Source organism: Blautia sp. LMAG:89 (genome assembly GCF_008679485.1).
In the GTDB taxonomy this organism is placed as follows: domain Bacteria; phylum Bacillota; class Clostridia; order Lachnospirales; family Lachnospiraceae; genus Blautia_A; species Blautia_A fusiformis.
Genome location: NZ_NANC01000009.1, coordinates 234,254 through 260,000, shown reverse-complemented (window position 1 = coordinate 260,000; position 25,747 = coordinate 234,254). Strand labels below are relative to the sequence as shown.

The 25,747-nt window shown below is 43.7% G+C and carries 21 protein-coding genes, 6 tRNA genes, 1 rRNA gene and 1 pseudogene (1 of these 29 only partly in view); 22 read left to right on the top strand and 7 right to left on the bottom strand.

Annotation, left to right across the window (positions count from 1 at the left end):
* Positions 1-2,090, top strand: a 23S ribosomal RNA gene (locus tag CCC70_RS12790) (it extends 797 nt beyond the left edge of the window).
* 393 nt (positions 2,091-2,483) lie between these two features.
* Here the strand turns inward: CCC70_RS12790 and CCC70_RS12785 are convergent.
* Positions 2,484-2,669 (bottom strand): DUF5060 domain-containing protein, encoded by a 186-nt coding sequence (locus tag CCC70_RS12785; RefSeq protein WP_287084999.1) that lies wholly within the window; start codon positions 2,667-2,669, stop codon positions 2,484-2,486.
* Between the two features lie 336 nt (positions 2,670-3,005).
* Here CCC70_RS12785 and CCC70_RS12780 point away from each other — a divergent pair, with 336 nt between their 5' ends.
* The 4 genes and pseudogenes from CCC70_RS12780 to CCC70_RS12765 form a co-directional block, all read left to right on the top strand.
* The gene (locus tag CCC70_RS12780; RefSeq protein ID WP_118514791.1) at positions 3,006-3,617 is read left to right on the top strand and encodes an ECF transporter S component; all 612 of its coding nucleotides are present in this window, start codon (positions 3,006-3,008) and stop codon (positions 3,615-3,617) included.
* A 389-nt stretch (positions 3,618-4,006) separates the two neighbouring features.
* The gene (locus CCC70_RS12775) at positions 4,007-4,426 is read left to right on the top strand and encodes a MarR family winged helix-turn-helix transcriptional regulator (protein WP_118514789.1); all 420 of its coding nucleotides are present in this window, start codon (positions 4,007-4,009) and stop codon (positions 4,424-4,426) included.
* A gap of 28 nt (positions 4,427-4,454) precedes the next feature.
* Positions 4,455-5,741 carry a cytidylate kinase family protein gene (locus CCC70_RS12770; RefSeq protein WP_287084996.1) on the top strand — a complete coding sequence of 429 codons (1,287 nt, stop codon included), beginning with the start codon at positions 4,455-4,457 and terminating at the stop codon, positions 5,739-5,741.
* A 525-nt stretch (positions 5,742-6,266) separates the two neighbouring features.
* A pseudogene (locus tag CCC70_RS12765) lies at positions 6,267-6,665 on the top strand (family 1 glycosylhydrolase); the annotation flags it as partial.
* A 104-nt stretch (positions 6,666-6,769) separates the two neighbouring features.
* On the opposite strand, the gene CCC70_RS12760 reads toward CCC70_RS12765, so the two are convergent.
* A complete protein-coding gene (locus CCC70_RS12760; RefSeq protein ID WP_287084995.1) occupies positions 6,770-7,627 on the bottom strand; it encodes an AraC family transcriptional regulator in 858 nt (285 codons plus the stop codon).
* A gap of 150 nt (positions 7,628-7,777) precedes the next feature.
* Here CCC70_RS12760 and CCC70_RS12755 point away from each other — a divergent pair, with 150 nt between their 5' ends.
* From CCC70_RS12755 to CCC70_RS12740, 4 genes are all read left to right on the top strand, one after another.
* Positions 7,778-9,148, top strand: a complete 1,371-nt coding sequence (locus CCC70_RS12755; protein WP_118514783.1) for an MFS transporter — start codon at positions 7,778-7,780, stop codon at positions 9,146-9,148.
* 16 nt (positions 9,149-9,164) lie between these two features.
* Positions 9,165-10,343, top strand: coding sequence for a glycoside hydrolase family 5 protein (locus tag CCC70_RS12750; RefSeq protein ID WP_287084994.1), 1,179 nt, complete (start codon positions 9,165-9,167; stop codon positions 10,341-10,343).
* Position 10,344: 1 nt separating this feature from the next.
* A complete protein-coding gene (locus CCC70_RS12745) occupies positions 10,345-11,991 on the top strand; it encodes a glycoside hydrolase family 43 protein (protein ID WP_287084993.1) in 1,647 nt (548 codons plus the stop codon).
* Between the two features lie 173 nt (positions 11,992-12,164).
* The gene (locus CCC70_RS12740) at positions 12,165-13,571 is read left to right on the top strand and encodes an MATE family efflux transporter (protein WP_118514777.1); all 1,407 of its coding nucleotides are present in this window, start codon (positions 12,165-12,167) and stop codon (positions 13,569-13,571) included.
* Here CCC70_RS12740 and CCC70_RS12735 read toward each other — a convergent pair.
* The 3 genes from CCC70_RS12735 to CCC70_RS12725 all read right to left on the bottom strand — a co-directional run bounded on the left by CCC70_RS12735 (position 13,553) and on the right by CCC70_RS12725 (position 16,696).
* Positions 13,553-14,695 (bottom strand): RluA family pseudouridine synthase, encoded by a 1,143-nt coding sequence (locus CCC70_RS12735; RefSeq protein WP_287084992.1) that lies wholly within the window; start codon positions 14,693-14,695, stop codon positions 13,553-13,555. The genes CCC70_RS12740 and CCC70_RS12735 overlap by 19 nt on opposite strands.
* Positions 14,696-14,760: 65 nt before the next feature.
* On the bottom strand, positions 14,761-15,381 hold the full coding sequence (locus CCC70_RS12730) for a response regulator (protein ID WP_287084991.1): 621 nt from the start codon (positions 15,379-15,381) through the stop codon (positions 14,761-14,763).
* A gap of 133 nt (positions 15,382-15,514) precedes the next feature.
* On the bottom strand, positions 15,515-16,696 hold the full coding sequence (locus CCC70_RS12725; protein WP_287084990.1) for a sensor histidine kinase: 1,182 nt from the start codon (positions 16,694-16,696) through the stop codon (positions 15,515-15,517).
* A gap of 333 nt (positions 16,697-17,029) precedes the next feature.
* On the opposite strand from CCC70_RS12725, the gene CCC70_RS12720 reads away from it, so the two are divergent.
* The 8 genes from CCC70_RS12720 (at position 17,030) to CCC70_RS12690 (ending at position 23,656) form a co-directional block, all read left to right on the top strand.
* Positions 17,030-17,959 carry an ABC transporter ATP-binding protein gene (locus CCC70_RS12720; protein ID WP_287085010.1) on the top strand — a complete coding sequence of 310 codons (930 nt, stop codon included), beginning with the start codon at positions 17,030-17,032 and terminating at the stop codon, positions 17,957-17,959.
* 12 nt (positions 17,960-17,971) lie between these two features.
* Positions 17,972-19,096 carry an ABC transporter permease gene (locus CCC70_RS12715; RefSeq protein ID WP_287084989.1) on the top strand — a complete coding sequence of 375 codons (1,125 nt, stop codon included), beginning with the start codon at positions 17,972-17,974 and terminating at the stop codon, positions 19,094-19,096.
* Positions 19,083-20,228, top strand: a complete 1,146-nt coding sequence (locus CCC70_RS12710; protein ID WP_287084988.1) for an ABC transporter permease — start codon at positions 19,083-19,085, stop codon at positions 20,226-20,228. Before CCC70_RS12715 ends, CCC70_RS12710 begins: the two co-directional genes overlap by 14 nt.
* A 71-nt stretch (positions 20,229-20,299) precedes the next feature.
* Positions 20,300-21,271, top strand: coding sequence for a D-2-hydroxyacid dehydrogenase (locus CCC70_RS12705; RefSeq protein WP_287084986.1), 972 nt, complete (start codon positions 20,300-20,302; stop codon positions 21,269-21,271).
* A 138-nt stretch (positions 21,272-21,409) separates the two neighbouring features.
* Entirely contained in the window at positions 21,410-22,009 is a 600-nt protein-coding gene (locus CCC70_RS12700; RefSeq protein WP_287084985.1) for an NUDIX hydrolase, read from the top strand.
* Between the two features lie 48 nt (positions 22,010-22,057).
* Positions 22,058-22,252: a PF20097 family protein gene (locus CCC70_RS16745; protein WP_442859731.1), complete on the top strand. Its 195-nt coding sequence runs from the start codon at positions 22,058-22,060 to the stop codon at positions 22,250-22,252.
* Positions 22,253-22,405: 153 nt separating this feature from the next.
* Complete coding sequence (gene udp, locus CCC70_RS12695) at positions 22,406-23,197, top strand: uridine phosphorylase (RefSeq protein WP_287084984.1); 792 nt, start codon at positions 22,406-22,408, stop codon at positions 23,195-23,197.
* Positions 23,198-23,233: 36 nt separating this feature from the next.
* Complete coding sequence (locus CCC70_RS12690; protein ID WP_287084983.1) at positions 23,234-23,656, top strand: cytidine deaminase; 423 nt, start codon at positions 23,234-23,236, stop codon at positions 23,654-23,656.
* A gap of 168 nt (positions 23,657-23,824) precedes the next feature.
* Here the strand turns inward: CCC70_RS12690 and CCC70_RS12685 are convergent.
* Positions 23,825-23,895, bottom strand: a tRNA-Trp gene (locus CCC70_RS12685).
* Between the two features lie 129 nt (positions 23,896-24,024).
* Positions 24,025-24,112, bottom strand: a tRNA-Ser gene (locus CCC70_RS12680).
* 156 nt (positions 24,113-24,268) lie between these two features.
* On the opposite strand from CCC70_RS12680, the gene epsC reads away from it, so the two are divergent.
* From epsC to CCC70_RS12655, 5 genes are all read left to right on the top strand, one after another.
* Complete coding sequence (epsC, locus tag CCC70_RS12675) at positions 24,269-25,189, top strand: serine O-acetyltransferase EpsC (protein WP_015524322.1); 921 nt, start codon at positions 24,269-24,271, stop codon at positions 25,187-25,189.
* Positions 25,190-25,314: 125 nt separating this feature from the next.
* A tRNA-Gly gene (locus CCC70_RS12670) sits at positions 25,315-25,385 on the top strand.
* A 3-nt stretch (positions 25,386-25,388) separates the two neighbouring features.
* Positions 25,389-25,461: transfer RNA gene (locus CCC70_RS12665), tRNA-Gly, on the top strand.
* 35 nt (positions 25,462-25,496) lie between these two features.
* Positions 25,497-25,567, top strand: a tRNA-Gly gene (locus CCC70_RS12660).
* 3 nt (positions 25,568-25,570) lie between these two features.
* Positions 25,571-25,643, top strand: a tRNA-Gly gene (locus CCC70_RS12655).
* The last annotated feature ends 104 nt before the right edge of the window (positions 25,644-25,747 follow it).

Below are 25,747 nucleotides of genomic sequence, written 5' to 3'. Positions count from 1 at the left end.
AGGTGTGGATAGGGGAGAAATTCCAATCGAACCCGGAGATAGCTGGTTCTCCTCGAAATAGCTTTAGGGCTAGCCTCGGTGTGAGTCTTGCGGAGGTAGAGCACTGAATTTCCTAGGGGGCGTCAAAGCCTACCGAAGAATATCAAACTCCGAATGCCGTGTAGATATCACCGGGAGTCAGACTGCACGAGATAAGTTGGGCGGTCAAAAGGGAAAGAGCCCAGACCTACAGTTAAGGTCCCAAAGTGCGCGTTAAGTGGAAAAGGATGTGGGATTTCGAAGACAACCAGGATGTTGGCTCAGAAGCAGCCATACATTCAAAGAGTGCGTAATAGCTCACTGGTCGAGAGGTCCTGCGCCGAAAATGTCCGGGGCTGAAACGCGCCACCGAAACTAAGGAATCTGAAAAGATTGGTAGAGGAGCATTGCATGCGGGAAGAAGCAGTACCGTAAGGAGCTGTGGACTGCATGGAAGAGAGAATGCCGGAATGAGTAGCGAGATAGAGGTGGGAATCCTCTAGGCCGAATATCCAAGGTTTCCAGGGTAAAGCTGATCTGCCCTGGGTGAGTCGGGACCTAAGGTGAGGGCGAGAGCCGTAGCCGATGGACAACAGGTTGATATTCCTGTACTGCAGTATGACAGAACTGTGGGGACACGTAAGGAGAGTGGGAGCCGGGAATGGAAAGCCCGGTACAAGCGAGGTACCAGTATGGTAGGAAAATCCGCCATGCAATGGGAAGACGTGATGTGGAGTGAATTTTAGTAACGAAGCCCGTGAGCCATGCGTCAAGAAAAGCCGCTATCGTTCATATTGTACCCGTACCGTAAACCGACACAGGTGGATGAGGAGAGAATCCTAAGGCCGGCGGAAGAAGTATTGCCAAGGAACTCGGCAAAATGGCCCCGTAACTTAGGGAGAAGGGGTGCCTGCGAGAGCAGGCCGCAGAGAATAGGCTCAAGCAACTGTTTAGCAAAAACACAGGTCTATGCGAAACCGAAAGGTGAGGTATATGGGCTGACGCCTGCCCGGTGCTGGAAGGTTAAGAGGAGAGGTTAGCGGCAACGCGAAGCTTTGAATTTAAGCCCCAGTAAACGGCGGCCGTAACTATAACGGTCCTAAGGTAGCGAAATTCCTTGTCGGGTAAGTTCCGACCCGCACGAAAGGCGTAATGATTTGAGCGCTGTCTCGGCAATACATCCGGTGAAATTGAAGTGCCAGTGAAGATGCTGGCTACCCGCGCCAGGACGGAAAGACCCCATGGAGCTTTACTCCAGTTTGGCACTGGGGTCCGGTGTTGCATGTACAGGATAGGTGGGAGGCTGAGAAACGGTAACGTCAGTTGCCGCGGAGCCGCTGTTGGGATACCACCCTTGTGATATTGGGCTTCTAACCAGCCGCCGTGAACCGGCGGTGGGACAATGCCAGGCGGGGAGTTTGACTGGGGCGGTCGCCTCCGAAAGGGTATCGGAGGCGCCCAAAGGTTCCCTCAGAATGGACGGAAACCATTCGAAGAGTGCAAAGGCAGAAGGGAGCTTGACTGCGACACCGACGGGTGGAGCAGGTACGAAAGTAGGGCTTAGTGATCCGGTGGTATTAAGTGGGAATGCCATCGCTCAACGGATAAAAGCTACCCTGGGGATAACAGGCTTATCACTCCCAAGAGTTCACATCGACGGAGTGGTTTGGCACCTCGATGTCGGCTCATCGCATCCTGGGGCTGTAGTAGGTCCCAAGGGTTGGGCTGTTCGCCCATTAAAGCGGTACGCGAGCTGGGTTCAGAACGTCGTGAGACAGTTCGGTCCCTATCCGGCGTGGGCGTAGGATATCTGAGAGGAGCTGTCCTTAGTACGAGAGGACCGGGATGGACGGACCGCTGGTGGACCGGTTGGCTTGCCAAAGCCATGGCCGGGTAGCCAAGTCCGGAAGGGATAAACGCTGAAGGCATCTAAGCGTGAAGCCCCCCTCAAGATGAGATATCCCATTCTTATGAAGTAAACCCCCTTGAAGACGACGAGGTAGATAGGGCAGAGGTGGAAGTGTGGTAACACATGGAGCTGACTGTTACTAATCGGGTGAGGGCTTGACCAAAAAGCAGGTCGTAATTGATTCAAGTGATTAACCATCAACAAAGCATGTATGTAGTTTTGAGAGTATAAAAATTAAGCAATATTTAAACTATTCGGTTTAGATATTGCTTTTTTGTTATATTTGTTTGAGATATGCATAATTATATAAACTTAACGAAATAAATAAAAAAACGGAAAGTTCATTTCTCAAAATAAACAGAGAAGAACTTTCCGTCTTTTATTTTATCACGATATTATTCTTCCACAGCAAGAAATGCAATACCTTCTTTTGCTTCGCCAAGATCAAGCCACGTGATTCCGCTGGCGCTGGTCATGATGGCTTTTCTTGTCATGTTCCAGGTATCGATGACATCGATTTTTCCTGTCCTTCTGCTTCTACGGCACCTGTGACTTTCTAGGAGTAGACTCCGGCTTCGTGTGGAAGAAAACGTACTTTATAGGTTCCGTTTCCATCATAAAATCCTTTAACCGACTGAGAGGAATTGCCGTTTGTGAATACAGCTTTGATATCGGCAAGTGTTTCTGAGCCGTCTGGTTTTCCAGGGTGAAAAACCAGTTCAAACATTTTGTTCTGAATCATATTTTTATCTCCTTTGATTGTTTTTAGCACATTTTTTATAAAAAATTTCAAATCATGTTAAACGAATTATGACAACTATATTTTAACAACAAATCAGTGTTACATATATCTTAATTTTGATATTTATATCTTTATTTTGATGTTTGCATCTTTATTTTGCACTGTTTGCGATTTGAGTGATATTTTACTAACTTACAAAACTGTACCCTAAAAAAGAATAAAAATTGTCACTTGTCATATATCCACTCATAAAGTATCATAACATCTGTGTTATTACACTGACACGCTAAAACAATCATACACAAAAGTAATAACAGAACGAGAGGGGACATTATTATGAACACACAGAACAACACAGTAGTCAAGCTTGCAGAAACTGCATTACTTGCAGCGTTATGCTACGTATCCTTTACATTTTTGCAGATCAAGATCCCAGTGCCGGGTGGAGATGCAACATCAATCCATATCGGAAATGCTTTCTGCGTGCTGGCGGCATTACTTCTTGGCGGCGTATATGGAGGACTTGCAGGTGCGATCGGAATGGGAATCGCGGATGTGATGGATCCGGTTTATATTACAGGTGCGCCGAAAACTTTTATCCTGAAATTCTGTATCGGTCTGATCGTAGGTCTTGTGGCACATAAGATCGCGAAGATCAATGAGAGCACAGATAAGAAATATGTTTTTAAATGGAGTGTGATCGCATCCATCGCAGGACTTGCATTTAATGTAATCGCTGATCCGATCGTGGGATATTTTTACAAGCAGTATATTTTAGGGCAGCCACAGAAGCTTGCAGAGGCACTGGCAAAAATGAGCGCGGCGGCAACCTTTGTCAATGCGGTTGTATCAGTGATCCTGGTAGCAATCATCTATAATGCGGTTCGTCCGGTATTGATCAAGAGTCATCTGCTCACAGTTACTAAGAAAAAAGAACAGACAGCATAATTTATTGAATTGCTATAAGTAAGTTTTCTGCGTGGTTGTGGCGAGCAATAAGCAGAGTGCTTTGTCCAAATCCAAATTCATAAAGAAGTATATAAATAACAGTTTTCAACAGTTATTCTTACGAACATTTTACAGATGTGAAAGTAAGAATAGCTGTTATTTTTTTACACTAATACGCTGTAACACACATATATTGTGTGCTTTTCATAAAAATAAGAAAGATAAATTGTGCAATATTCCAGACAATTCCAGACAAAATATAAAAAACATATTGACACAGCAAAATAAAATAGTTATAATTCTAAACATTTGAATTATAACTATTAACATAATTAAATCGAATGCTTTTATCCGTTTGATTAGATAAAGGAGAGGAAGTGAACATACAAATGCAGGATTCATTTCACTATCTGGCCATGGTAAATCAGATGATGATCCAGAAAAAGCTCATGGAGCAGCTGAAAACCACAGGTCTTACGCTGGGACAGCCGAAAGTTCTGGATTATCTGAAGGATCATGACGGTGCCAGCCAGAAGGAAATTGCGGCAGGATGCCTGATCGAAGCAGGATCACTGACCTCCATACTGAACCGCATGGAGGAGAAAGGCCTGATCGAGAGAAAAATGCTCAACGGAAACCGTCGGACTTTTCATATTTTTATGACAGAATCCGGTAAGAAAAATCAGAAGCTTGTGGAAGCTGCTTTTGAAAAAATAGAAGAAACAGCATTTTCCGGTATTTCTGAAGAAGAACAGAAAAGATTTATGCAGACATTTGAAAAGATTTATAAAAATCTTAATGCAAAATAAATGAAACAAAAAGAGAGGGGAATAAATAATGGACAAACTGAAACGATATCTGATTTTTCTGGTAGGACTGTTTGTGAACTCGCTGGGAGTCAGTCTTATCACCAAGGCGAACCTGGGAACGTCGCCAATCTCATCGATCCCGTATGTATTAAGCCTTAACTTCCCGTTTACGCTCGGAAACTTTACCATCTTTTTCAGTATTTTTCTGATCGTACTGCAGCTGATAATCCTGAGAAAGAATTTTAAACTGGAGCATATTTTACAGATTCCGGTATCCATTGTATTCGGATATTTTATCGATCTTACCATGCTTCTTTTTTACTGGGTAAACCCGGAGATGTATGTGATGAAGATCGTTTATCTTCTCATCGGATGTCTGATCCTCGGTTTTGGTGTGTACATGGAGGTTCTGGCCGATGTAGTTATGCTTCCGGGAGAATCTTTTGTCCGCGCGATCGTCCTTACCTGGAAAACAAATTTCGGAACTACCAAGATCTGCTTTGATGTTTCCATGGCTGTGATCGCCGCAGTACTGTCATTTGTTTTTGCAGGCAGACTGGACGGTGTGCGTGAAGGTACTGTAATTGCCGCACTGCTGGTTGGATTTATCGCGAGACTTTTCGGAAAGAAGTTTGCTTTTGTAAAAATAATGCTGTTTCCGGAGACTGTTCAGGAAGAACAGCAGAGAGAACAGGTGGCTCAGACACAGCATGGCATTCAGGGAAAAAATGTCATCGCTATAGGAAGACAGTTTGGAAGTGGCGGCCACGATATCGGCAAGGCACTTGCAGAGAAGCTTGGCTATGATTTCTATGATGCAGAGATCATTCAGATGGCAGCAGGAACAACAGGCTATACACCGGAATTTATTAAAAAGAATGAGGAGATCATGACAAACAGCCTCCTCTATGATCTTGTCAATCAGATGTATTTAAACAGTAATTCTCAGGATGAGGCACCGAAGGATAAGATTTTTGCGGCGGAGTCAAAGGTAGTACGTGAGCTTGCAGAAAAAGGAAACTGCGTGATCGTGGGACGGTGTGCAGATTATGTTCTTCGAAATTCAGAAAACTGTCTGAAGGTATTCTTCTCAGCACCTCTTGAGAGCAGAATCAAAAGAGTTTCCAAAAGACAGAATATCTCTGAAAAAGAGGCAAAGACAGTCGTACAGAAAAATGAAAAGCTCCGTGCAGACAACTACCGTTATTACACAAGAAGAATGTGGGGAGCAGCAGGCAATTTTGATCTCAGCTTGAACACTGATCTTGGCGAAGATTATATCGAAACCTGTATCCGCGGAGCGATGAAACTGTAATTACGGAGTATTCCGTACCCGGCAAAATCCTATACAATTTGCAAAGAGTCTGTGTTATGATGAATAGCAGATAGACACGATACATGGATTTTACAGCATCACTGATTTTGTGAATTGCTATAGGAGAGTTGGGGAAATTGCTTATGGGTGATCATAAAAAATACATATTAAACAGATTGGCTGAACTGACAGGCGTTGATATTTTTTGTCAGGCAGACGAAACGTTGTCAAGCTATCAGAGAAATTCAGAACTGAATCCGATTTTCAGGAACAGCCAGCTGAGAGAAGGATTAATGAAAGAGGAAGACAGTATTTATTTTATCTGTGTAAGATCAGAGGAACGGTATTATTTTGCAGGCCCGTTCAGCCTGGGCGTGCTGAACAAGGTGGAACTGCATAAATATTATAAGCGTTACGGGATACACACAGATAAAGAGAAAATCCTGAAAAGATTTCAGTTTTCGGAAGTGATGGACATTGCACAGATCATGGATGCAGTTTTAAATGAAAATACAACAGAGGATATGGCAGATCGACCCGAAGAGACTGCGCTATGTACTGAACACTCTATGGGATCGTTATCAGAAGCCGCTTTTCATCGTGGAAAACGGCCTTGGTGCCATGGACAAGCTGGTGCAGGGTGCTGATGGCGAGATGCCTGTAGAGGATGATTACCGTATCGAATATCTCCGCAATCATATCCGCCAGATGGAAGAGGCTGTCATGGATGGCGTAGATCTGATGGGATATACTACATGGGGATGCATCGACCTTGTCAGTGCATCGACAGCAGAGCTTCGCAAGCGTTACGGATTCATTTATGTAGACCGTAATGATGACGGAAGCGGAACATTGAAGCGTTATAAGAAAAAGAGCTTTCATTGGTATAAAAAGGTTATTGAGACCAATGGACGGGAATTATAAGATACTGAGAAATTTAGAATATTTAAGATAAAAAATCTTCCGGGAGTCTGTGAGATACGCTCCCGGAAGATTTTTTGTTAAACGAAAATAAGAACGCTGGCCTGTCAGTCCTTGGCGTTCTGAGTGTTTTTCCGTACCTTGGTAGGCGTACATCCGAAATGTTCCTGAAACATTCGTCGAAACAGCTTGTAGTTGGTGAAACCATGCCGTTCCAGTATTATGTGAACAGGGTCTTTGGTGTTTATAAGATCCTTGTAAATAAAAGAAAGCCGGTATTCGTTCTGATATTCCAGAAAAGTAACTCCCATTTTTTTCTTGAAAAATCTGCAGAAATAGCCGGTCTGCAGGTAAGCGATACCGGCAATCTCGTCCAGAGATATGGGACGCTGATAATTTTCGGCAATGTAATTCAGAACAAAGTTCAGCCGGTCAAGATCTTTTTTCTGCTGGCTTAGATCACTGTGAAAGATCCGGACGCGGAAATTGTGATACAGCTGAAAAAGAAGCTCAAAGATCAGGCTGTTAAAACGCAGGATAAAACCATCTGGCCGGATATCGTCAATGATCTGAAGCTGCTCCAGAGTCGTTTTCAGCATTTCCAGTTTTGTTCTTTTTACGGGATCTTTTGTATGATGATCCCAGATAAACATAAACTGCTGAACATTCGGAATATATTTTTCCATGAAATCCACAGGAACCTGGAGAACGATCGCTTTATTTGGAACTGTGCATTTGGTGGAATGAATTACATTGGCATTGATCAGGATGCAGTCTCCCGGGTGGATGGTAAAGCTGGTATTTTCTATGGTGACATCAAGAGCGCCTTCCTGCATATAAAGGATCTCAACAGCCCTGTGCCAGTGCGACGGAATGTAGCTTCCGTTGTCTGTAGAAGTGTAAAATTTAACGTTGGTGACACCCGAATAATCTATGATCTCATAGGAAATTTCTTTTTTATCCATAAAACCCTCCTGCAAAAAGAGAATATTGACCTATATATTGGAGCTTTTTTGACCTAATAGATACAGAATCGTTATGATAGTATAATACCATAAAACAAAGCTTCATGGTCATGGAAATGTGAAATAAAACAAAGGGAGAAGTAAAAAAATATGAATCAAAAGAGTAAATTGACCTTTGGAAAAATTGTGGAACGTTTTTCTTATGGTTGTGGTGATTTCGGATGTAACATTATTTATACAGCAATGTCAGCGTTTCTGCTGTTCTATTATACGGACTATGCCAATGTCAGTGCGATAGCAGTGGGAACCATTATGATGGTTTCGCGTATTTTTGATGGAATCAGTGATATTATCATGGGTGTGATCGTTGACCGTACAAAATCCAAGTATGGAAAAGCAAGGCCATGGATTCTTCGTATGTGTATTCCGTTTGCAATATCCGGAATCCTTCTGTTTTCCGTTCCGGCTTCCTGGGCATCAACACCGAAGCTGGTGTATGTATTTATCACATATAATCTGGTATCTACAGTGATTTATACAGCAATCAATGTACCGTATTCTGCACTGAACGCACTGATGACACAGGATCCGTATGAGCGTTCTGTTTTAAGTATTTTCCGAAATCTTCTGGCAACAGCCGGAACACTTACGATCAATACATTTACACTTCCGCTGGTGGAGCACTTCGGAAACAATGCAGCAGCATGGACTAAAACATTTGTAGTATTTGGCTTTGTGGCAATCGTAGCATTTTTATTTACTTTCTTTGGAACAAAGGAACGTGTACGTGCATCTGAGAACAGCGGAGAGACAAAGGCAGAGGATGTGCCTTTTGTAACAGGTATCAAAGCACTTTTCAAAAACAAATACTGGATCATGATGACAGGTATGCTTGCCCTTTTCTTCCTTATGTATTCTGTTAACGGTGGTGCGACTGTATATTATGCAAAAGATATTCTCGGCGACAAAAATCTGGTAGGTACGATCAACGGTATTTTTAATATTGTACAGATCTGCGGAATGTTCTTTATTGCCATGATGGTTAAGAAACTTGGAAAGAGAAATGTATTTTCTATTGGTCTTATCCTGGATATCATTGGAATGCTGGTACTGAATTTTTCCGGTGGTTCCATGGCGATCATTGTGATTTCCAGTGTGATCCGTGGTGTTGGTAATGCCTGTGGCGGTGCAACTATGTGGGCAATGGTTTCCGACACGATCGATTATGGTGAGTGGAAAACAGGCTGCCGTACAGAGGGCCTTGTAAATAGTGCCTGCAGCTTTGGATATAAGATCGGAAATGGAATAGGATCTGCACTTCTCGGACTGATTCTGGAAATCGGCGGCTATGTGGGAACTGCAGCTGTACAGACAGAATCTGCACTGACTTCTATTAAAATCTGCTTTGTATGGATTCCGATCGCAGTTTATGTATGCGGACTTGTGATCATGAAATTTTATCATCTGGACAAGGAATTTGCCGGAATCATCGAAGATCTGAAAAAGCGTACACAGAAGTAAAAGGAGAGTACCGGATATGAATATAAAAGGCGTAAATCTTGGAAATTGGCTGGTTCTGGAGAAATGGATGAACCCGGCCCTGTTTGAGGGAACAACAGCGGAAGATGAGTATTATCTTCCAACGCAGCTTTCACCGGAGGTATATGAAGCAAGGATAAAAATCCATCGTTCGGAGTACATCACAGAAAGAGATTTTGTAACCATAAAAAGAATGGGAATGGATTCTGTCCGTATTCCGGTACCATATTTTATATTTGGGGACAGAAAGCCATTTATCGGCTGCATTGAAGAACTGGATAAAGCATTTAACTGGGCGGAAAAGTACGGACTTACCATTCTGATCGATCTTCACACTGTACCGTTAAGCCAGAATGGTTTTGATAACGGTGGAATCAGCGGCGTGTGTAAATGGGCACAGAATCCGGATGAGGTAGAATTTGTTCTTGGAGTTCTGGAACGTCTGGCAAAACGATACGGTCATAGAAAAGGTCTGTTTGGCATACAGCCGTTGAATGAACCTGTAACTGAGAATATGTGGGGGACTATGGATGTGCAGAACCGTTATGCACCGGCAGATCCGGAGCTGGCAAAAGGCTCAGCCCCGATCACCATGGAATTCTTAAGAAAATTTTATCTGGAAGCATACGATCGGATCAGTACTTACATGCCAAAGGAAAAATACGTTGTGCTCCACGACGGCTTTGAGCTGATGGCGTGGAAGGACTTTATGCAGGAAGAAAAATATTCCAATGTGATTCTGGATACTCATCAGTATCTGATGGTGGCAGAGGCAAGAGGCTGCAGTCAGACGATCGAGGGATATCTGAAATATGTGCGTGAGGAGCTGGAACCACAGATTACGGAGATGGAAAAATATTTCCCGGTGATCTGCGGTGAATGGTGTCTCTTCAATTCCCTTGCATGCGGCTGTGATACAAAAGGCGGACAGAGTGTGCTCAACGGAGTGGAAGGAAGCGAACGGGAAAGTCTTTCCACAGAAGAGAAAAAAGAAATCTATGCGGCTTTGGCGAAGGCACAGCTGGAGCTTTGGGATAAATGCAGCGGATATTTTTACTGGAGCTATAAACTGCTTACAGATACCGTGAATACTCCGGGCTGGATCGGCTGGGACAGCTGGGATCTGGGACGGTGCGTTGATTTTGGCTGGTTTCCGGCCGGAAAAGGAGAAAAATAATATGATTATAAATCCAATACTTCCGGGTTTCAATCCGGATCCGTGCATCTGCCGGAAAGGCGATGATTACTATATGGCAGTTTCTACTTTTGAATGGTTTCCGGGAATTCCGGTTTATCATTCAAAAGATCTGAAAAACTGGGAACTGTATACACATGTTATTACAGATGACGAAAAAGTAGATCTCAAGAAGCTTCCAAGCGCAAAGGGAATCTGGGCTCCGTGCCTGACCTACTGTGAGGAAGAGGATATGTTCTATGTTGTTTACGGAGTAATGAATTCCATGAACGCCAGATATTTTGATGTGGACAATTTCCTGATCTGTGCAAAAGATATCCACGGACCGTGGAGTGAGCCGGTTTATCTTCATTCTTCCGGCTTTGATGCTTCTCTGTTTCACGATACCAACGGAAAAAAATATGTGGTATCTCTGGAGTGGGAGACAAGAGAAGGCTATGAGAAGCCAGGCGCTATCTGTATGGTAGAATATTCTCCTGAGAAAAAAGAGATCATCGGTTATCCGAAGAGAATCTGGCGAGGTGGGACAGACCGGGGATGCATTGAGGCACCGCATCTTACAAAACGTGGGGAATATTATTACATTATGTGTGCAGAAGGCGGTACAGGTTATAATCACTGCGTGACAATGGGACGGTCCAAAAATGTATGGGGACCATATGAAAAAGATCCAAAGAACCCGATTGTTACCAGCGTTCCGGGAGAATCCTATGAGCGCCAGGATCCGGATCATCTGAAACCAAAGTACTATAACCCGGACTCTGTTCTTCAGAAATCCGGACACGGAAGCTATGTGGAGCTTCCTACCGGAGAAGTGTATCTGGTACATCTCTGTGCAAGACCGTTTGTACCGGAGCTCCGCTGTACACTTGGAAGAGAAACTGCAATTCAGAAAATGATGTGGACAGAAGATAACTGGCTTCGCATGGCAGATGGAAGCAATCTGGCGAAGATTGAGGTGCCGGAAACATCCCTTCCGGAATATCCGGTGGAAAAAACTCCGGACTTTGATGATTTCGATGGGGATGAACTTGGAAATTTTTATTATTCTCCAAGGATCATGCCTCAGCGTTTTGCTGATATGAAAGCAAGAAAAGGCTATGTGCGTCTTCGTGGACAGGAATCCAGAACCTCTCTCAACAAAGTAAGTATCCTGGCTAGAAAGCTCACAAGTGTATATGCGCGGGTCACCACAAAGATGGAATTCACACCGGAAGTACATCAGCACAGCGCAGGCCTGATTCTGTATTACGACAACATGAATTATATCAATCTCCGGAAATATTACAGTGAAACCCTGGGACAGAGTGCGCTGTCCATCATCCATCTGGAAAACGGAGAAAAAACAGAGTTCCTGAATACCAGAATTCCGGTAGAAGATAAACCGGTTTATTTGAGACTTTATATAGAGGGAAGAAAATCCTGGTTTGAGTGGAGCTATGACGGAGAAACTTATGAAAAGATCGGACGTATCTTTGACACCACAAGATTTTCTGATGAGTACTGTAAGTACGGAGAATTTACAGGAACCATGGTGGGGATCACCTGTGCAGACCGCGTTCTCCACAAAAAATGTGCGGACTTTGACTACTTTGAATATATTGCAGATGAGAGCCGTATGGTGGAGTAAAAAGATACAAAAAAACGGGGATTTATCGTTATAAAGACTATTGAAAATAAAAGAAGTTTGTAGTAAGGTAGTAGCTACAACGCTTACGAAGGGGAAGACTGTTTCGGGTGGGCAGTCTTCTTTTTGTGGAGAATTTTGGATGAAGGAAAACGAAAAACAAGGAGGAAGAATTTATGGAGAAGGTAAAAGAGAAATCTTCTTTTTTCCGAAAGTTCGTAGGAGATAAGAGATTTTATCTAATGGTCCTGTCTATTGCGGTACCGATCATGGTACAGAACGGAATTACAAATTTTGTCAGTCTTCTGGACAATATCATGATCGGTCGTATCGGTACAGAACAAATGTCTGGAGCAGCGATCGTCAATCAGCTGATCTTTGTATATAATCTATGCATTTTCGGTGGGGTGTCCGGAGCGGGAATTTTTACAGCACAGTATTTCGGACAGAAGGATCATGAGGGTGTCCGCCAGACACTTCGTTATAAACTGTGGATGGCAGTGATTCTGACAGCGATCACCATTATACTGTTTCTGACAGCAGGGGGTTCACTGATCAGCATGTATTTAAAAGGTGACGGAACCGCACAGGAAATCAGGGATACTCTTATTTATGGGAAACAGTATTTATGGATCATGCTTCTGGGACTTCCGCCATTTATGATGGTGCAGGTCTATGCAAGTACCTTACGTGAATGCGGTGAGACTGTACTTCCAATGAAGGCCGGGATCGTGGCAGTGCTGATCAATCTGATATTTAATTATCTTCTGATCTATGGAAAATTCGGATTCCCGGAAATGGGAGTAAGAGGTGCGGCTGTTGCCACAGTGCTCTCCAGATATGTGGAAGCCTGCATTGTTCTGAGCTGGACACATAAGCATACAGAAAAGAATATTTTTGCACAGGGGCTGTATTCAACATTAAAGGTTCCGGCGAACCTGACAAAGAAGATACTTATTAAGGGAACCCCGCTGCTTCTGAATGAGACCTTATGGGCAGCCGGAGTGGCCATGCTGACACAGTGTTATTCAGTCCGTGGATTGAACGTGGTTGCGGGATTAAATATTTCCAATACCATCAACAATGTATTTAATATCGTATTTATCGCACTTGGAGATTCGGTAGCCATTGTTGTAGGACAGCTTCTGGGGGCAGGTAAGATGAAGGAAGCCAGAGATACGGACAACAAGATGATCGCATTCTCTGTGTTCTGCTGTACCTGCGTGGCAGCCGTGATGTTTGTGATGGCACCACTGTTTCCAAGGCTTTACAATACCAATGCTGAGGCACGTACTCTGGCGAAATATTTTATTATGATCACAGCATTTTTCATGCCGCAGAATGCATTCCTGCATGCAACGTATTTTACCTTGCGTTCCGGCGGAAAGACCATTGTTACATTTCTATTTGACAGTGTGTTTATCTGGGTGGTAAGTGTGACGATCGCATTTACCTTAAGCCGTTTTACAGGTTTGCCTGTACTTGTGATCTATGCAATGGTCCAGGCAGCGGATATGATGAAATGTGTCATTGGATTTATCCTTGTAAAAAAAGGCGTATGGCTTCAGAATATCGTTTCATAGAATTTTTTGAAATCTTCCGGGAGGGGTGCTTCCAGGGAGATTTCATTTTTGTCATTTTTGTCATGATGCATGGCAGCCCGGGTGTCGGAAGCAGATTCATCAATTGAAAATGGAAGTTGAAATTTAAGCTTCCATGCGTGGAGTGCAGCCCGGGAAAACGGATTCGATATGTCCGATAAACAGTACAGAGAATCACCCAGAAGAGGATGCCCGAGAGATGCCATGTGTACACGGATCTGATGGGTACGGCCGGTTTTCAGACGGAGCATTACAAGAGAAGCCGGAGCTGCTGCGTCAGGGCCGGTAGATTTCAGAACAGAATAAAGGGTTTCTGCATGTTTGCTTCCGGGAAGCGTGCCATCTGTGGATACGACTATTTTCAGACGGTTATCCGGGTCAGGTGCAAGGGGAACGGAGATCCTGTGAAAAGCTCCATCTTCATCCACAGGCATGAAACCGGAAACTGCAGCCAGATAGGTTTTCTCTGAAAGCCCCTCCGCACGCTGATTTTGTAATCTGGCGGCAGCAGTCTGGTTCTTGGCAAAGAGCAGGATACCGGAAGTTTCTTTATCCAATCGTCCGATAGACCGGACTTTGGTAGGCTCTCCTTTGGAACGGAAATAGGAAGCCACCTGGTTGGCGAGACTGTCACTGTAGTGAGAACCGGAAGGGTGAGTGACAATCCCGGCAGGTTTATTTATGGCGAGGATATCCTGGTCTTCGTATATGATCGCCAACTCAGGAAGAAACTGTGACGTTGTAGCCGGTGAATGATAATTGTGAGAATTGACATCAGAACCTGCAAATTCTGAAGCTGCGGAATCAGAATATGAAATTGCGTCTGCGGAGAACTGGAAATTGTGATTAGACGAATTGACAGTAAAGGATGAAGATTCCAGCTGGGCAGAATCCACATCGTCCGCTTCCAGGCATATTATGATCTGATCCCCGGGATAAGCGGTTTCCGTTACCCGGCACTGCTGTCCGTTTTTCCGGATACCACCGGGACGAAACTTCGCCTGGCTGATCTGCTTTTTTGTAAGACCTGCCTGCGTGCGAAGAAAGCGGGAGACAGGTGCCGGAACAGCTGTTTTCGGGATATAGATAGTAAGATAGCGGTTCATTGTGAGGAATCCTCCGATTCTATTAAATTAATAAATATTTACAGGAATTTGGATGCAGGAGATTTTTACTTATGCTTATAATAAAAAACAGCAACTTGAGTCCGATCCCTCAGCTGCAGTTTATCCAGAATGGAACTGAGATAATTTCGTACCGTTCCCTCACTGAGAAACAGTTCTGTGGCAATCTCCTTATTGCTGTATCCGTTGGCAATCAGCCGGATGATATCCAGCTCCCGTTCGCTGATGTTTCTGGAAGCATAATCAAATCCGTCGGAAGACTGCAGGAGTTCAGGGATTTTGGATATGATCTCTGTGCCGAATACGGTCTGGCCGGAGTAAACCGCCTGAAGAGCCGGAAGAATGCTGGTATAATCCTGCTTCAGAAGATAACCCTTTGTGCCAAGGCGGAGGGCTTTTACGATATATTCATCATCGGAAAAAGTAGTCAGAAGAAGAATTTTAGCCTCCGGAAATTCATCCAGTATCTTTCTGGAAGCTTCCAGTCCGTCCATTCCTTTCATACGGATATCCATCAGAAGAATATCCGGAAGATACTCTCTGTACAGAGAGCAGGCTTCTTCACCATCAGAGCCGGTGGCAGTCACTTCGATATCCGGGTTTGCCTCAAGGATGGTTTTTAGTGCTCCTGCAACCAGGCAGTCGTCGTCTACGATTATAATTTTCATGTCAAAATCTCCTGTTTATGAGTTATAAAAAGTAAATTTACAGATCAGAAAAAACAGACGGATCCAATATGCCGGGAAAGTACTTTGATCAAATCAGGAAGGTTTCCGGGAAAGTGAGAAATATCTGTCTGATTCAATTAGAAACAGATTTCGGGATCGTCACAAAGATCCGAAAACCATTCTCCTGCGTAATCTGGACCGTACCGCCCAGCGCCTTTGCACGGTCACGTATATTGGACAGTCCCATACCACCGGAAGTATTTTTTGCCTTATTGCTGTCTGATCCAGTTTGAATATCCGGAATTCCATTTTCCGGTGTCCCGTTATCCTCAATGCACAATTGATAAAGTGCAGGATGCTCCCGCAGAAGAATATCCACAGAACCCGCATTACTATGCCGCATCACATTGGAAAGCCCTTCCTTTGTAATACTGATCAGACTGTATTTCACCTCTCTTGGAATCTGCCTGGACATATCATAAGTAAGATTCACCGGGCAGAAGGTGAAATCCTTTACAAGTCCTTTTATGGCATCTTCCAGATCTATCGCATCGTCATGAAGATCATGGACACTGGAACGGATGCTGTTCATAGCACCGTTCAGGGATTCCTCCAGATTTCCAAGCAGAGGATCAAGAGAATCATTTTTGTTGATGGTTTTGCAGGCAGCAGTCATAAGGATAGAACGGGATAGTACATGTCCCACATTATCATGGATCTCTCTGGCAATTCTGTTTCGCTCGCGCAATGTAGCAGCATAAATCTCGTAATCCTGTTTTTCCAGAAGTGCCTTGTTTTTTTCAGAAAGAAGAAGCGTATGTTCCTCACTGTCATCCCGGATCTGATGAAAATCCTGGTAAAGAGCCTGATATTTTCCGGCATAGAGCCAGAGAAAAAATGAGAGAACGAAACCAAAAATCCCAAGCAGACAAAGAACTGCCGGAAATCTATTGATCTGAAAAACCAGAAATCCCCAAAGTGGAAGCTCAGCCACTGCCAGAGGAAAAAGCCCGGCAGATAAGGTCTGATACAGCAGCAGCGGGAAAAACAGAAGAAGATCCGAAAACCACAGGGAACATAATCCAAAGATCACATAGCTTCCTGTAAGAACCGGAATGATATTTCCGGCGGGTTTCAATACTGGCAAAGAATTGTGTGAACAGGATTCTGTTTTACATACCCTGCCCAGATAAGTAATGCAGCAAAGGATCACCGCAAAAAGGAGGGCAAACACAAGAGCCTGATCTGCAGGCACATAAAAAAATGTTAAAGTACTGTATAAAAGCAATAGTATGGAATCTGTAAAATAACGCATAAAAATATACCCTCCTTTCTCAGAATCACAGCATTTTCCGAAAGTCAGGCAGATAATCGTATCCTGTTCCGGGAGAACCCCCTTTTGCTGCACAAATTTCTGAAATCAATGTGTCTATATTATAATATACCGGTTCCTTCCCTGCAAAGAAAAATCTATCCTTCTGAAAAAGACATGACATTTGTCATTCGCAGGTGGTGACATTCAACACTTGGAGCAGACAGAAGAAAAGGATATAATGGCATCATAGAAGAAATATGAATTTCTGCGAAAGAGACATAAAAGTCCTGCTTAACGGACTGTAAAAAAGGAGGAAAACATATGCCACAGAGTATGGTCCACATAGAAAATCTGGTAAAACGATACGGTGATCTTACCGCACTGAATCATCTGGAACTGGATATCCGGGAGGGTGAGATCTTCGGATTACTTGGTCCCAACGGCTCGGGAAAGACAACGGCCATCAGCTGCCTCTTGTCACTTCTGAAATATGACAGAGGTGAAATAAAGATATTCGGAGAAGAGATGAAGCCGGACAGCTATAAGCTCAAGGAACAGATTGGGATCGTGCTTCAGAATGTAGCCGTTTTTGATGAGCTGACAGTGCAGGAAAATATCGATTATTTCTGCGGCCTTTACATACGGGACAGGAAACGGAGAAAAGAGCTGGTGGAGGATGCCATTGAATTTACAGGTCTTGAAGATTTCCGCAAAATGTACCCGAAGAAGCTTTCCGGGGGCCTTTTACGAAGATTGAACATTGCCTGCGGGATTGCCCACAAGCCAAGACTGATCATCATGGATGAGCCGACGGTAGCTGTAGACCCACAGAGCAGAAACAAGATCCTGGAAGGGATCCAGACGCTGAACCACCAAGGCTCCACCATTATCTACACATCCCATTACATGGAAGAAGTGGAGCAGATCTGTACTAGGATCGCCATCATGGATCACGGAAGAGTCATCGCTCAGGGAACAAAAGAAGAACTGAAGCAGATGATCAAAACAGGAGAGACCATCACCGTAGAAGCCATTGCTCTGGAAGAAAAAAATCTTCGGGATATCCGCACACTGGAGCATGTGTTTGAGGTGCAGTATGAAAAAGAGGTGCTGGTCGTGCGCTGTACCGATGCGAAGCATAACCTGATCCGTCTTCTTAATTATCTGCAAAGTCAGGATATTTCTTTTGGAAGAGTCTTTTCCGAGTTGCCCACATTGAATGATGTCTTTCTGGAGATCACCGGAAAACAGCTGAGAGATTAGGAGGGATGGGAGATGTTGCATTTACTGAAATACAGTTTTCTTTCCAAGATCCGGAATTTTAACATTGTATTCTGGCCGTTGGTATTTCCGCTTGTGCTTGGAACCTTTTTCTACTTTGCATTCGGAAATATCAATGAGGCAGATTTTCAGACGGTTCCTGTGGCAGTGGTGAAGAAAGCTTCGGCAGATACGTTTTTTATGACCTATCTGGATGAAGTGGAAAAAAGCAGTCCGGATCTTTTAAAGGCAGAAGAAATGCCGGAAAAAGAAGCTTTGGAAGCATTACAGGATAAAAAAATAAAAGGGATTTATTACGTGGGAAAAGAGCCTTCCCTTACAGTAGCAGGAACCGGAATGGAAGAAAGCATCCTCCAGACTGTTCTCGACAGCTGTGAAAACACCAGAACGACCATCACCAACATCATGAAAAAAAATCCGGAGATGGACATAGAAACCATAACAAACCTGTTAAGCACTGACAGTCTGGTAAAGGAGGTATCTCTTGGTGGCCGGACCATTGACGGAAATGTGCAGTTCTTTTACGCACTGATCGCCATGGCCTGCCTGTATGGATGCTTTATCGGATTTGGCTCTGCGATCGGGATCCAGGCCAATATCACACCTCTGGCAGCCAGACGGTGTGTAACGCCGACCCACAAGCTGAAGCTGATCCTTACAGACCAGCTGACATCTTTTTCTCTGGGCTATGTGGACGTGATCATTCTGATCCTGTATCTCCGGTATATTCTCAATCTGGATTTTCAGGGACAGATGGGAAAAATGCTGGTGGTATCTTTTTTCGGAAGTCTCATCGGTGTATCTATGGGAATGTTTATAGGCAGCTTCGGAAAAATGCAGGAAGGCGTCAGAATCGGGCTCATGCTTGGAATCTCTATGGTAAGCAGCTTTCTTGCCGGACTGATGAACGGAAATATGAAGGATATCGTGGAAAAAAGTGTTCCGTTTGTGAACCGGATCAATCCTGCATCACTGATCTCAGATGCGTTTTACTGTATCAATGTATATGATGATATGACCAGATACTATAGAAATCTAATCACACTGGCGGTAATGTGCGTGGTGCTGGTGATGGCATCCTTTTTCATGGTCAGGAGGGAACGTTATGACAGTATTTAAAGGCTATATGAGGATCATGAAAAAAAATACAGGTCTGATCCTCCTGTATCTGGGCATTTTTTTCGGAGTGACAATGGCACTTCAGGCAGCGGCCGGTAAGGAAACTTATACCAGCTATGAAAGCGAAAAAATAAAGATCGGAGTGGTGGATAAAGACAACGGACCACTTGCAGAAGGACTGGTAAAATGGCTTGAAGGTACGCATCACGTGACCATGCTGGAGGATAACAGGGAGAAGCTTCAGGAAGAGCTTTTTTACAGAAATGTAGAGTACATCGTGGTGATTCCTGAGGATTTTTATGAGAACTGTATGGTAAACGGCGAAAGTATTTCTGTGACCAAGGTGCCCGGATCTTATTCGGCATATTATGTGGATCAGCAGCTTGAGAGCTGCCTGAATACAATGCGGACATATCTGAAAGCCGGTTTTTCCCAGAAGGAAGCGGCAACAGCGATCCTGGATAAAAAAAGAGGAGAAGTCACCATGCTGGATACAGATGAAAACAGTGGTACGTCCGGATGGCTCTATTATTTCCGATATATTCCATATCTGTTTCTTGCATTACTTTGCTATGTGATGGGATATGTTCTGATGGCTTTCAAAAAAGACGATATACCAAAGAGAATGCAGGCATCTGCGATCTCTGCAAGACGACAGAGTCTGGAAGGGTTTCTGGCCATGTTTATCATGGGCGGGGGCTTATGGGGAATCGGTATGGCTGGAGCCATCCTTATGTATGGAAAAACATTTCTCAGTTCAGAAAATTTCGGATACTATGTACTGAACACTCTGGTGATGATGGCAGTGGCACTTTCACTTTCCTATCTGATCGGTCTTTTTGTAAAAAACAGCAATATGTTAAGCGGGATCGCAAATATTCTGTCGCTTGGAATGTGCTTTCTGTGTGGTGTGTTTGTTCCCATGAATATTATGGACAGAAATGTCCTGAAGGTGTCTCAGTTTCTTCCTGTGTACTGGTATGAAAACGTAAATGAGACTCTTGGAAGTTACAGCCACCTTACAGGTGAGGCAGCTGTATCGGTGTGGAAAGGCATTGGACTGGAAGTTATGTTTGCGGTAGTTTTTGTCTGCATGATCCTGGCAGTGACCAGGTATCAGCGGCAGAAATAACAGAAAATAATAGCAGATGGCTGTTAATTATGGTAGGATATAGCTGATAAAGATGATTTGCGGAGAAAAACATGAAAAAAATACAAGTTTTACTAAAACCACAATGCAATGCAGAAATTCAAAATCAGTTTGCAACAAAATTCGGAGATCAGTGCGAATTTACATTTCAGGGCAAAGAAACTGAGGATGCGATCGCAGCAGCAGAAGTAGTGATCGGAGAGCCAGAGGAAGAAGAAATCCTGAAAGCAGAAAATCTTCGCTGGATCCAGCTGACCTGGGCCGGTGCGGACAAATATACAAAAATGAAAGCATTCCCGACAGGAGTTACATTAACCAATGCTTCCGGCGCTTTTGGAAAGATCATATCAGAATATGTGATCGGGAATATCATTGCGCTGTACCGTGAACTTCCGAACTACTGGAAGAACAAACAGAAACACCTCTGGGTACAGAATCGATCATCAGAAACCATATATGGAAAAAACATTCTCATCCTGGGAACAGGGGATATAGGAAGAAATATTGCCCATAGAATGAAAGCGTTTGAAACGCATGTGGCTGGAATAAAAAGGACTGCAGTCCCGGAGCATTTGCAGCAGATGAAAGAGTTTGATGAGGTATATGATCTGACAGCGCTGGATCAGCAGCTTCAGAAAGCGGACATTGTGATCGGCTGTCTCCCGGGAACACCGGAAACAAAAGGCCTTCTGAATTACGAACGGCTGTATTCCATGAAAAAAGATGCAATTCTGGTTAATGTAGGAAGAGGAAGCCTCATTCCAACAGAAGACCTGATCAGAGTACTGGAGGAAGGCCACTTAAAAGGAGCGGTCCTGGATGTATTTGAAACAGAACCATTGCCGGAGACATCACCTCTTTGGAATATGGAAAACGTCCTTATCACTCCACACATTGCAGGCCCGAGTTTCGGTGGAAACGCTGAAGTCCAGGATATGATCTGGAACATCTGCATGGAAAATATGGAACGATATCTGAATGGAAAAAAATTAAAAAATATTGTCCGGTTAAAGAATGGGTATTAAATAAAAAAGACAGTTACAAGCTCCTTCTGATAAACTGTGAAGCAGTTATCCGGTTATGAGCAAGTAGCGAAGCGGATGCTTTTATCCGCTTGACTAAAAATACATTTATGGATATTTAAGAAAGAGACAGAGTGCATAATGATAACACGCCAGAAACTGATCGATCAGATAGAAAAATACAAGCCATATAATGAGCAGGAAGAAAAAGATAAAATCCTGATCCTGGACTGGATCAGAAATAATGAGAATGCTTTTTCTAGGGAAAATGCAGTAGCCCATATGACAGCTTCTGCCTGGGTAGTAAACAGAGAACGGACGAAAGTCCTTATGGTATATCACAACATATACAATTCCTGGTCCTGGCTTGGAGGACATGCAGATGGTGAGACGGATTTACTGTCCGTTGCTGTCAGAGAAGTAAAAGAAGAGGCAGGGATTTCCAATGTTCATCCGGTGTCAGAAGAGATTTTTTCCCTGGAATCCCTGACTGTAGACGGCCATGTGAAAAAAGGAAAATATGTATCCAGCCATCTGCACTTTAACTTAACATATCTCCTTGAGGCAGATTCAGAAGAGGCTGTTTCCATAAAAGCAGATGAAAACAGCGGTGTAGCCTGGTTTTCACCGGAAGAAGCATTGATGAGATCAACAGAACCGTGGTTTGTGGAACATGTTTATATTAAGCTTTTGAAGAAAATGAATCTATGTTATAATGGGATAAAGACAAAAGAGGTTTGACATTGACTGAGCAAATACGAAAAGCCGGAGGAGGCATAGAAAAATAAGATGAAATGTCCATATTGCGGAGGCGAAATGTGTGAAGGCCAGATCCATTCCTTCAATTCAGGAATAGAATGGAGGAGCAGAGGTGAATCTATGCGATTAAACACCGAAAAAGGCCTGTCGAAAATTCTATATGGTGATCGGATCGAGGCTTATCGCTGCGAGCATTGTAAGAAGATCCTTATATCTTATGAATGATCTTCTGATTGTAATGCAGGATATAGTTTTGCAGGGATCGACGGGAAGCAAGGTTAAAATAAAAGAATAAAGGACTGGATTGTATGAAAATGCAGTCTTTTTTTTATTCATAAGGAATAGGGAAACTGTTAGCTGAGAAAGGGGGAAACAAACATGAAAAATTATTCAGAGGATGCGGACAGACAGTATCACATTCAGGTAGCAAAAGGAGAAGTGGGACGTTACGTTATTTTACCGGGAGATCCGAAACGCTGCAAAAAGATCGCACAGTATTTTGATGATCCGGTTTTGGTAGCAGATAACCGGGAATACGTAACATACACCGGAACACTGGACGGAGTGAAGGTAAGTGTGACATCTACCGGAATCGGCGGACCGTCCGCTTCTATCGCAATGGAAGAGCTTTATCGGTGCGGGGCTGATACATTTGTACGCATCGGAACCTGCGGTGGAATGCAGCCAGAGGTAAAAAGTGGTGATATTGTTGTTGCAACGGGCGCGATCCGTATGGAGGGCACCAGCAAAGAGTATGCACCTATTGAATTCCCGGCAGTGGCAAATCTGGAAGTGATCAATGCACTTGTGGAAGGAGCAAAGAAAGAAGGATGTGAATTCCACATAGGTGTGGTACAATGTAAGGATTCCTTTTATGGCCAGCATGAGCCGGAAACCAAGCCGGTCAGCTATGAACTGATGAATAAATGGGAAGCGTGGAAACGTCTCGGCTGTCTTGCGTCGGAGATGGAATCCGCTGCTCTTTTTATAGTGGCAAGCCATTTAAAAGTACGTGTGGGCTCCTGCTTCCTGGTGCTTGCAAATCAGGAAAGAGAAAAGCTGGGTTTGGATAATCCTGTGGTACATGATACCGATAAGGCGATCCAGGTTGCAGTACAGGCAATCCGTGAACTGATCCGTGCAGATCAGGCACAAAAAAAGGAAGAATAACGGTTATGTACCTGATTCAGGAAAGGTGGGAAAATCATGGAAAAGAAACAGATCCAAGAAATGATCGATCTGGCGATCAGACAGATGGACTATTCCTATGCGCCATACTCACATTTTCATGTAGGGGCGGTGCTTCTTGCCAAAAATGGCATCTATTATACCGGGTGCAATATAGAAAATGCTGCTTATACGCCAACAAACTGTGCGGAAAGAACTGCTTTTTTCAAAGCGGTCAGTGAAGGCGTGAGAGACTTTCAGGCAATCTGTATCGTTGGCGGCAAGGATGGTGTTCCTACAGAGTATGCAGCACCCTGTGGAGTATGCAGACAGGTTATGATGGAGTTCTGTGATCCGGAAACCTTTCAGATCATACTGGCAGTCAGCAGAGATAAATATGATATCTTTACATTAAAGGAACTATTGCCATTTGGATTCGGACCGGATAATCTGGAGAAATAAGCGCAGGTAGATACGTGCAGAGATTTTCACGATATGAAGTAGTGAGAAGTAAAATATTGAAAAGTGATCGCCCAGATGTTGAATATCACAGGCCGGGCGGTCACTTTTTCTGTCATACAACAAAAAACGCCGAAAACCTTAATTAAGGCTTATCAGCGTTCCTAAGAGCAGGGGATGAGAGAATCGAACTCCCACCAAAGGTTTTGGAGACCCCTATCATACCATTTGACCAATCCCCTATATTAAATTGTGTTTTCACCACTGTTGCAATTATACATATAAAATATACAATTGTCAAGAGATGAGAGTGCTTTTTTGTATAATAAAATATAAATAAAAATTCTTCCTGTCATAAATCGGCAGAAAAACGGAGATGGAGGGATTTGAACCCTCGCGCCGGTTGCCCGACCTACCGCATTTCGAGTGCGGACCCTTCAGCCACTTGGGTACATCTCCGGATGCAAACCTTTATTATTATATAAGGTATCCGGAGAAAGGTCAATCTTTTTTAAAACTTTTCTTTTTTGTATTATTGACGAATCTTCCAGACTATAATATGATAATGAGATAAAGTGTACAGACAGAAGTGGATGTGCAGAAATGGAGGGAATTATGAGCGATAAGAAATCAGCGATTCTCAGAGTGGCGAAGGGTCTTACTGAGAATTATGCTTCAGAAGAACTTTTTATGCCGAAGAGCGGCAGACGTCTGCCGAACCGTTCGGTGATCATTGATATAGTAAGAGATCTGAAATCTATTGTATTTCCGGGATATTTCAGTACGGATACCAGTGCTACCGTATTTCCGGAGTATTATGTGGGACACAGACTGAATGATCTTTATGACAGATTGAAGAATCAGATCGAGATCGCACTTCTTTATCATGGAGAGGAACCGGAAGAAGCAGCAGCTCATGCAGACAGAACTGCCTGTGGATTTTTTGAGCAGCTTCCTGAGATCCAGAGACTGCTTCTGACAGATGTACAGGCTGGTTTTGATGGTGACCCCGCAGCCAAGAGCAAGGAAGAGATCATTTTTTCATATCCGGGATTATTTGCTATCTACGTGTATCGTCTGGCACATGTTCTTTATAAAGAAGAAATCCCATTTATCCCGCGCGTGATGTCGGAATATGCTCATGGCCGTACAGGAATCGATATCAACCCGGGAGCGACCATCGGAGAGTATTTCTTTATCGATCATGGTACCGGTGTGGTTGTAGGTGAGACTACAGAGATCGGAAATAATGTAAAACTGTATCAGGGAGTGACACTGGGAGCGCTTTCCACAAGAAAGGGACAGCAGCTTGCCAATGTAAAACGTCATCCGACGATTCGTGATAATGTAACGATTTATTCTAATTCCACAGTGCTCGGTGGTGAGACGGTTGTAGGAGAGAATACGATTATAGGTGGTAATACCTTTATCACAGAATCCATTCCTGCAAATACCAAGGTCAGTGCAAAAAGTCCGGAGCTTGTGATCAAGAAACCGAAGGCCCAGGTTTCTGCCACAAACGTATGGGAGTATTGATAAAAAATCCAATAAATAAAAAAATAAAAAAAAATAAAAAAACCTGTTGACAAATAAAACAGTATGCTATATACTAATCATCGTTGCAGCGGTCAAGCGATCGGTAATCACCGAAGCGACGATGCGCGGGTGTAGTTCAATGGTAGAACACCAGCCTTCCAAGCTGGATACGTGGGTTCGATTCCCATCACCCGCTTATGCGATAGTGGCGTAGTTGGTAACGCGCGACCTTGCCAAGGTCGAGACCGCGGGTTCGAGCCCCGTCTATCGCTCTCATCGAAGGATGAAGATTTACAATTTTATAACTGCGGGTGTAGTTCAATGGTAGAACACCAGCCTTCCAAGCTGGATACGTGGGTTCGATTCCCATCACCCGCTTGTGCGATAGTGGCGTAGTTGGTAACGCGCGACCTTGCCAAGGTCGAGACCGCGGGTTCGAGCCCCGTCTATCGCTCTTCGGAACTCTGAGGATGATCAGAGTTCTTTTTTATTGCGAAAAAATCCTCTGCTTTATTTTTATGCAGCAGAGGATTTTTCGCGTTATGTGTTACTGCGTAG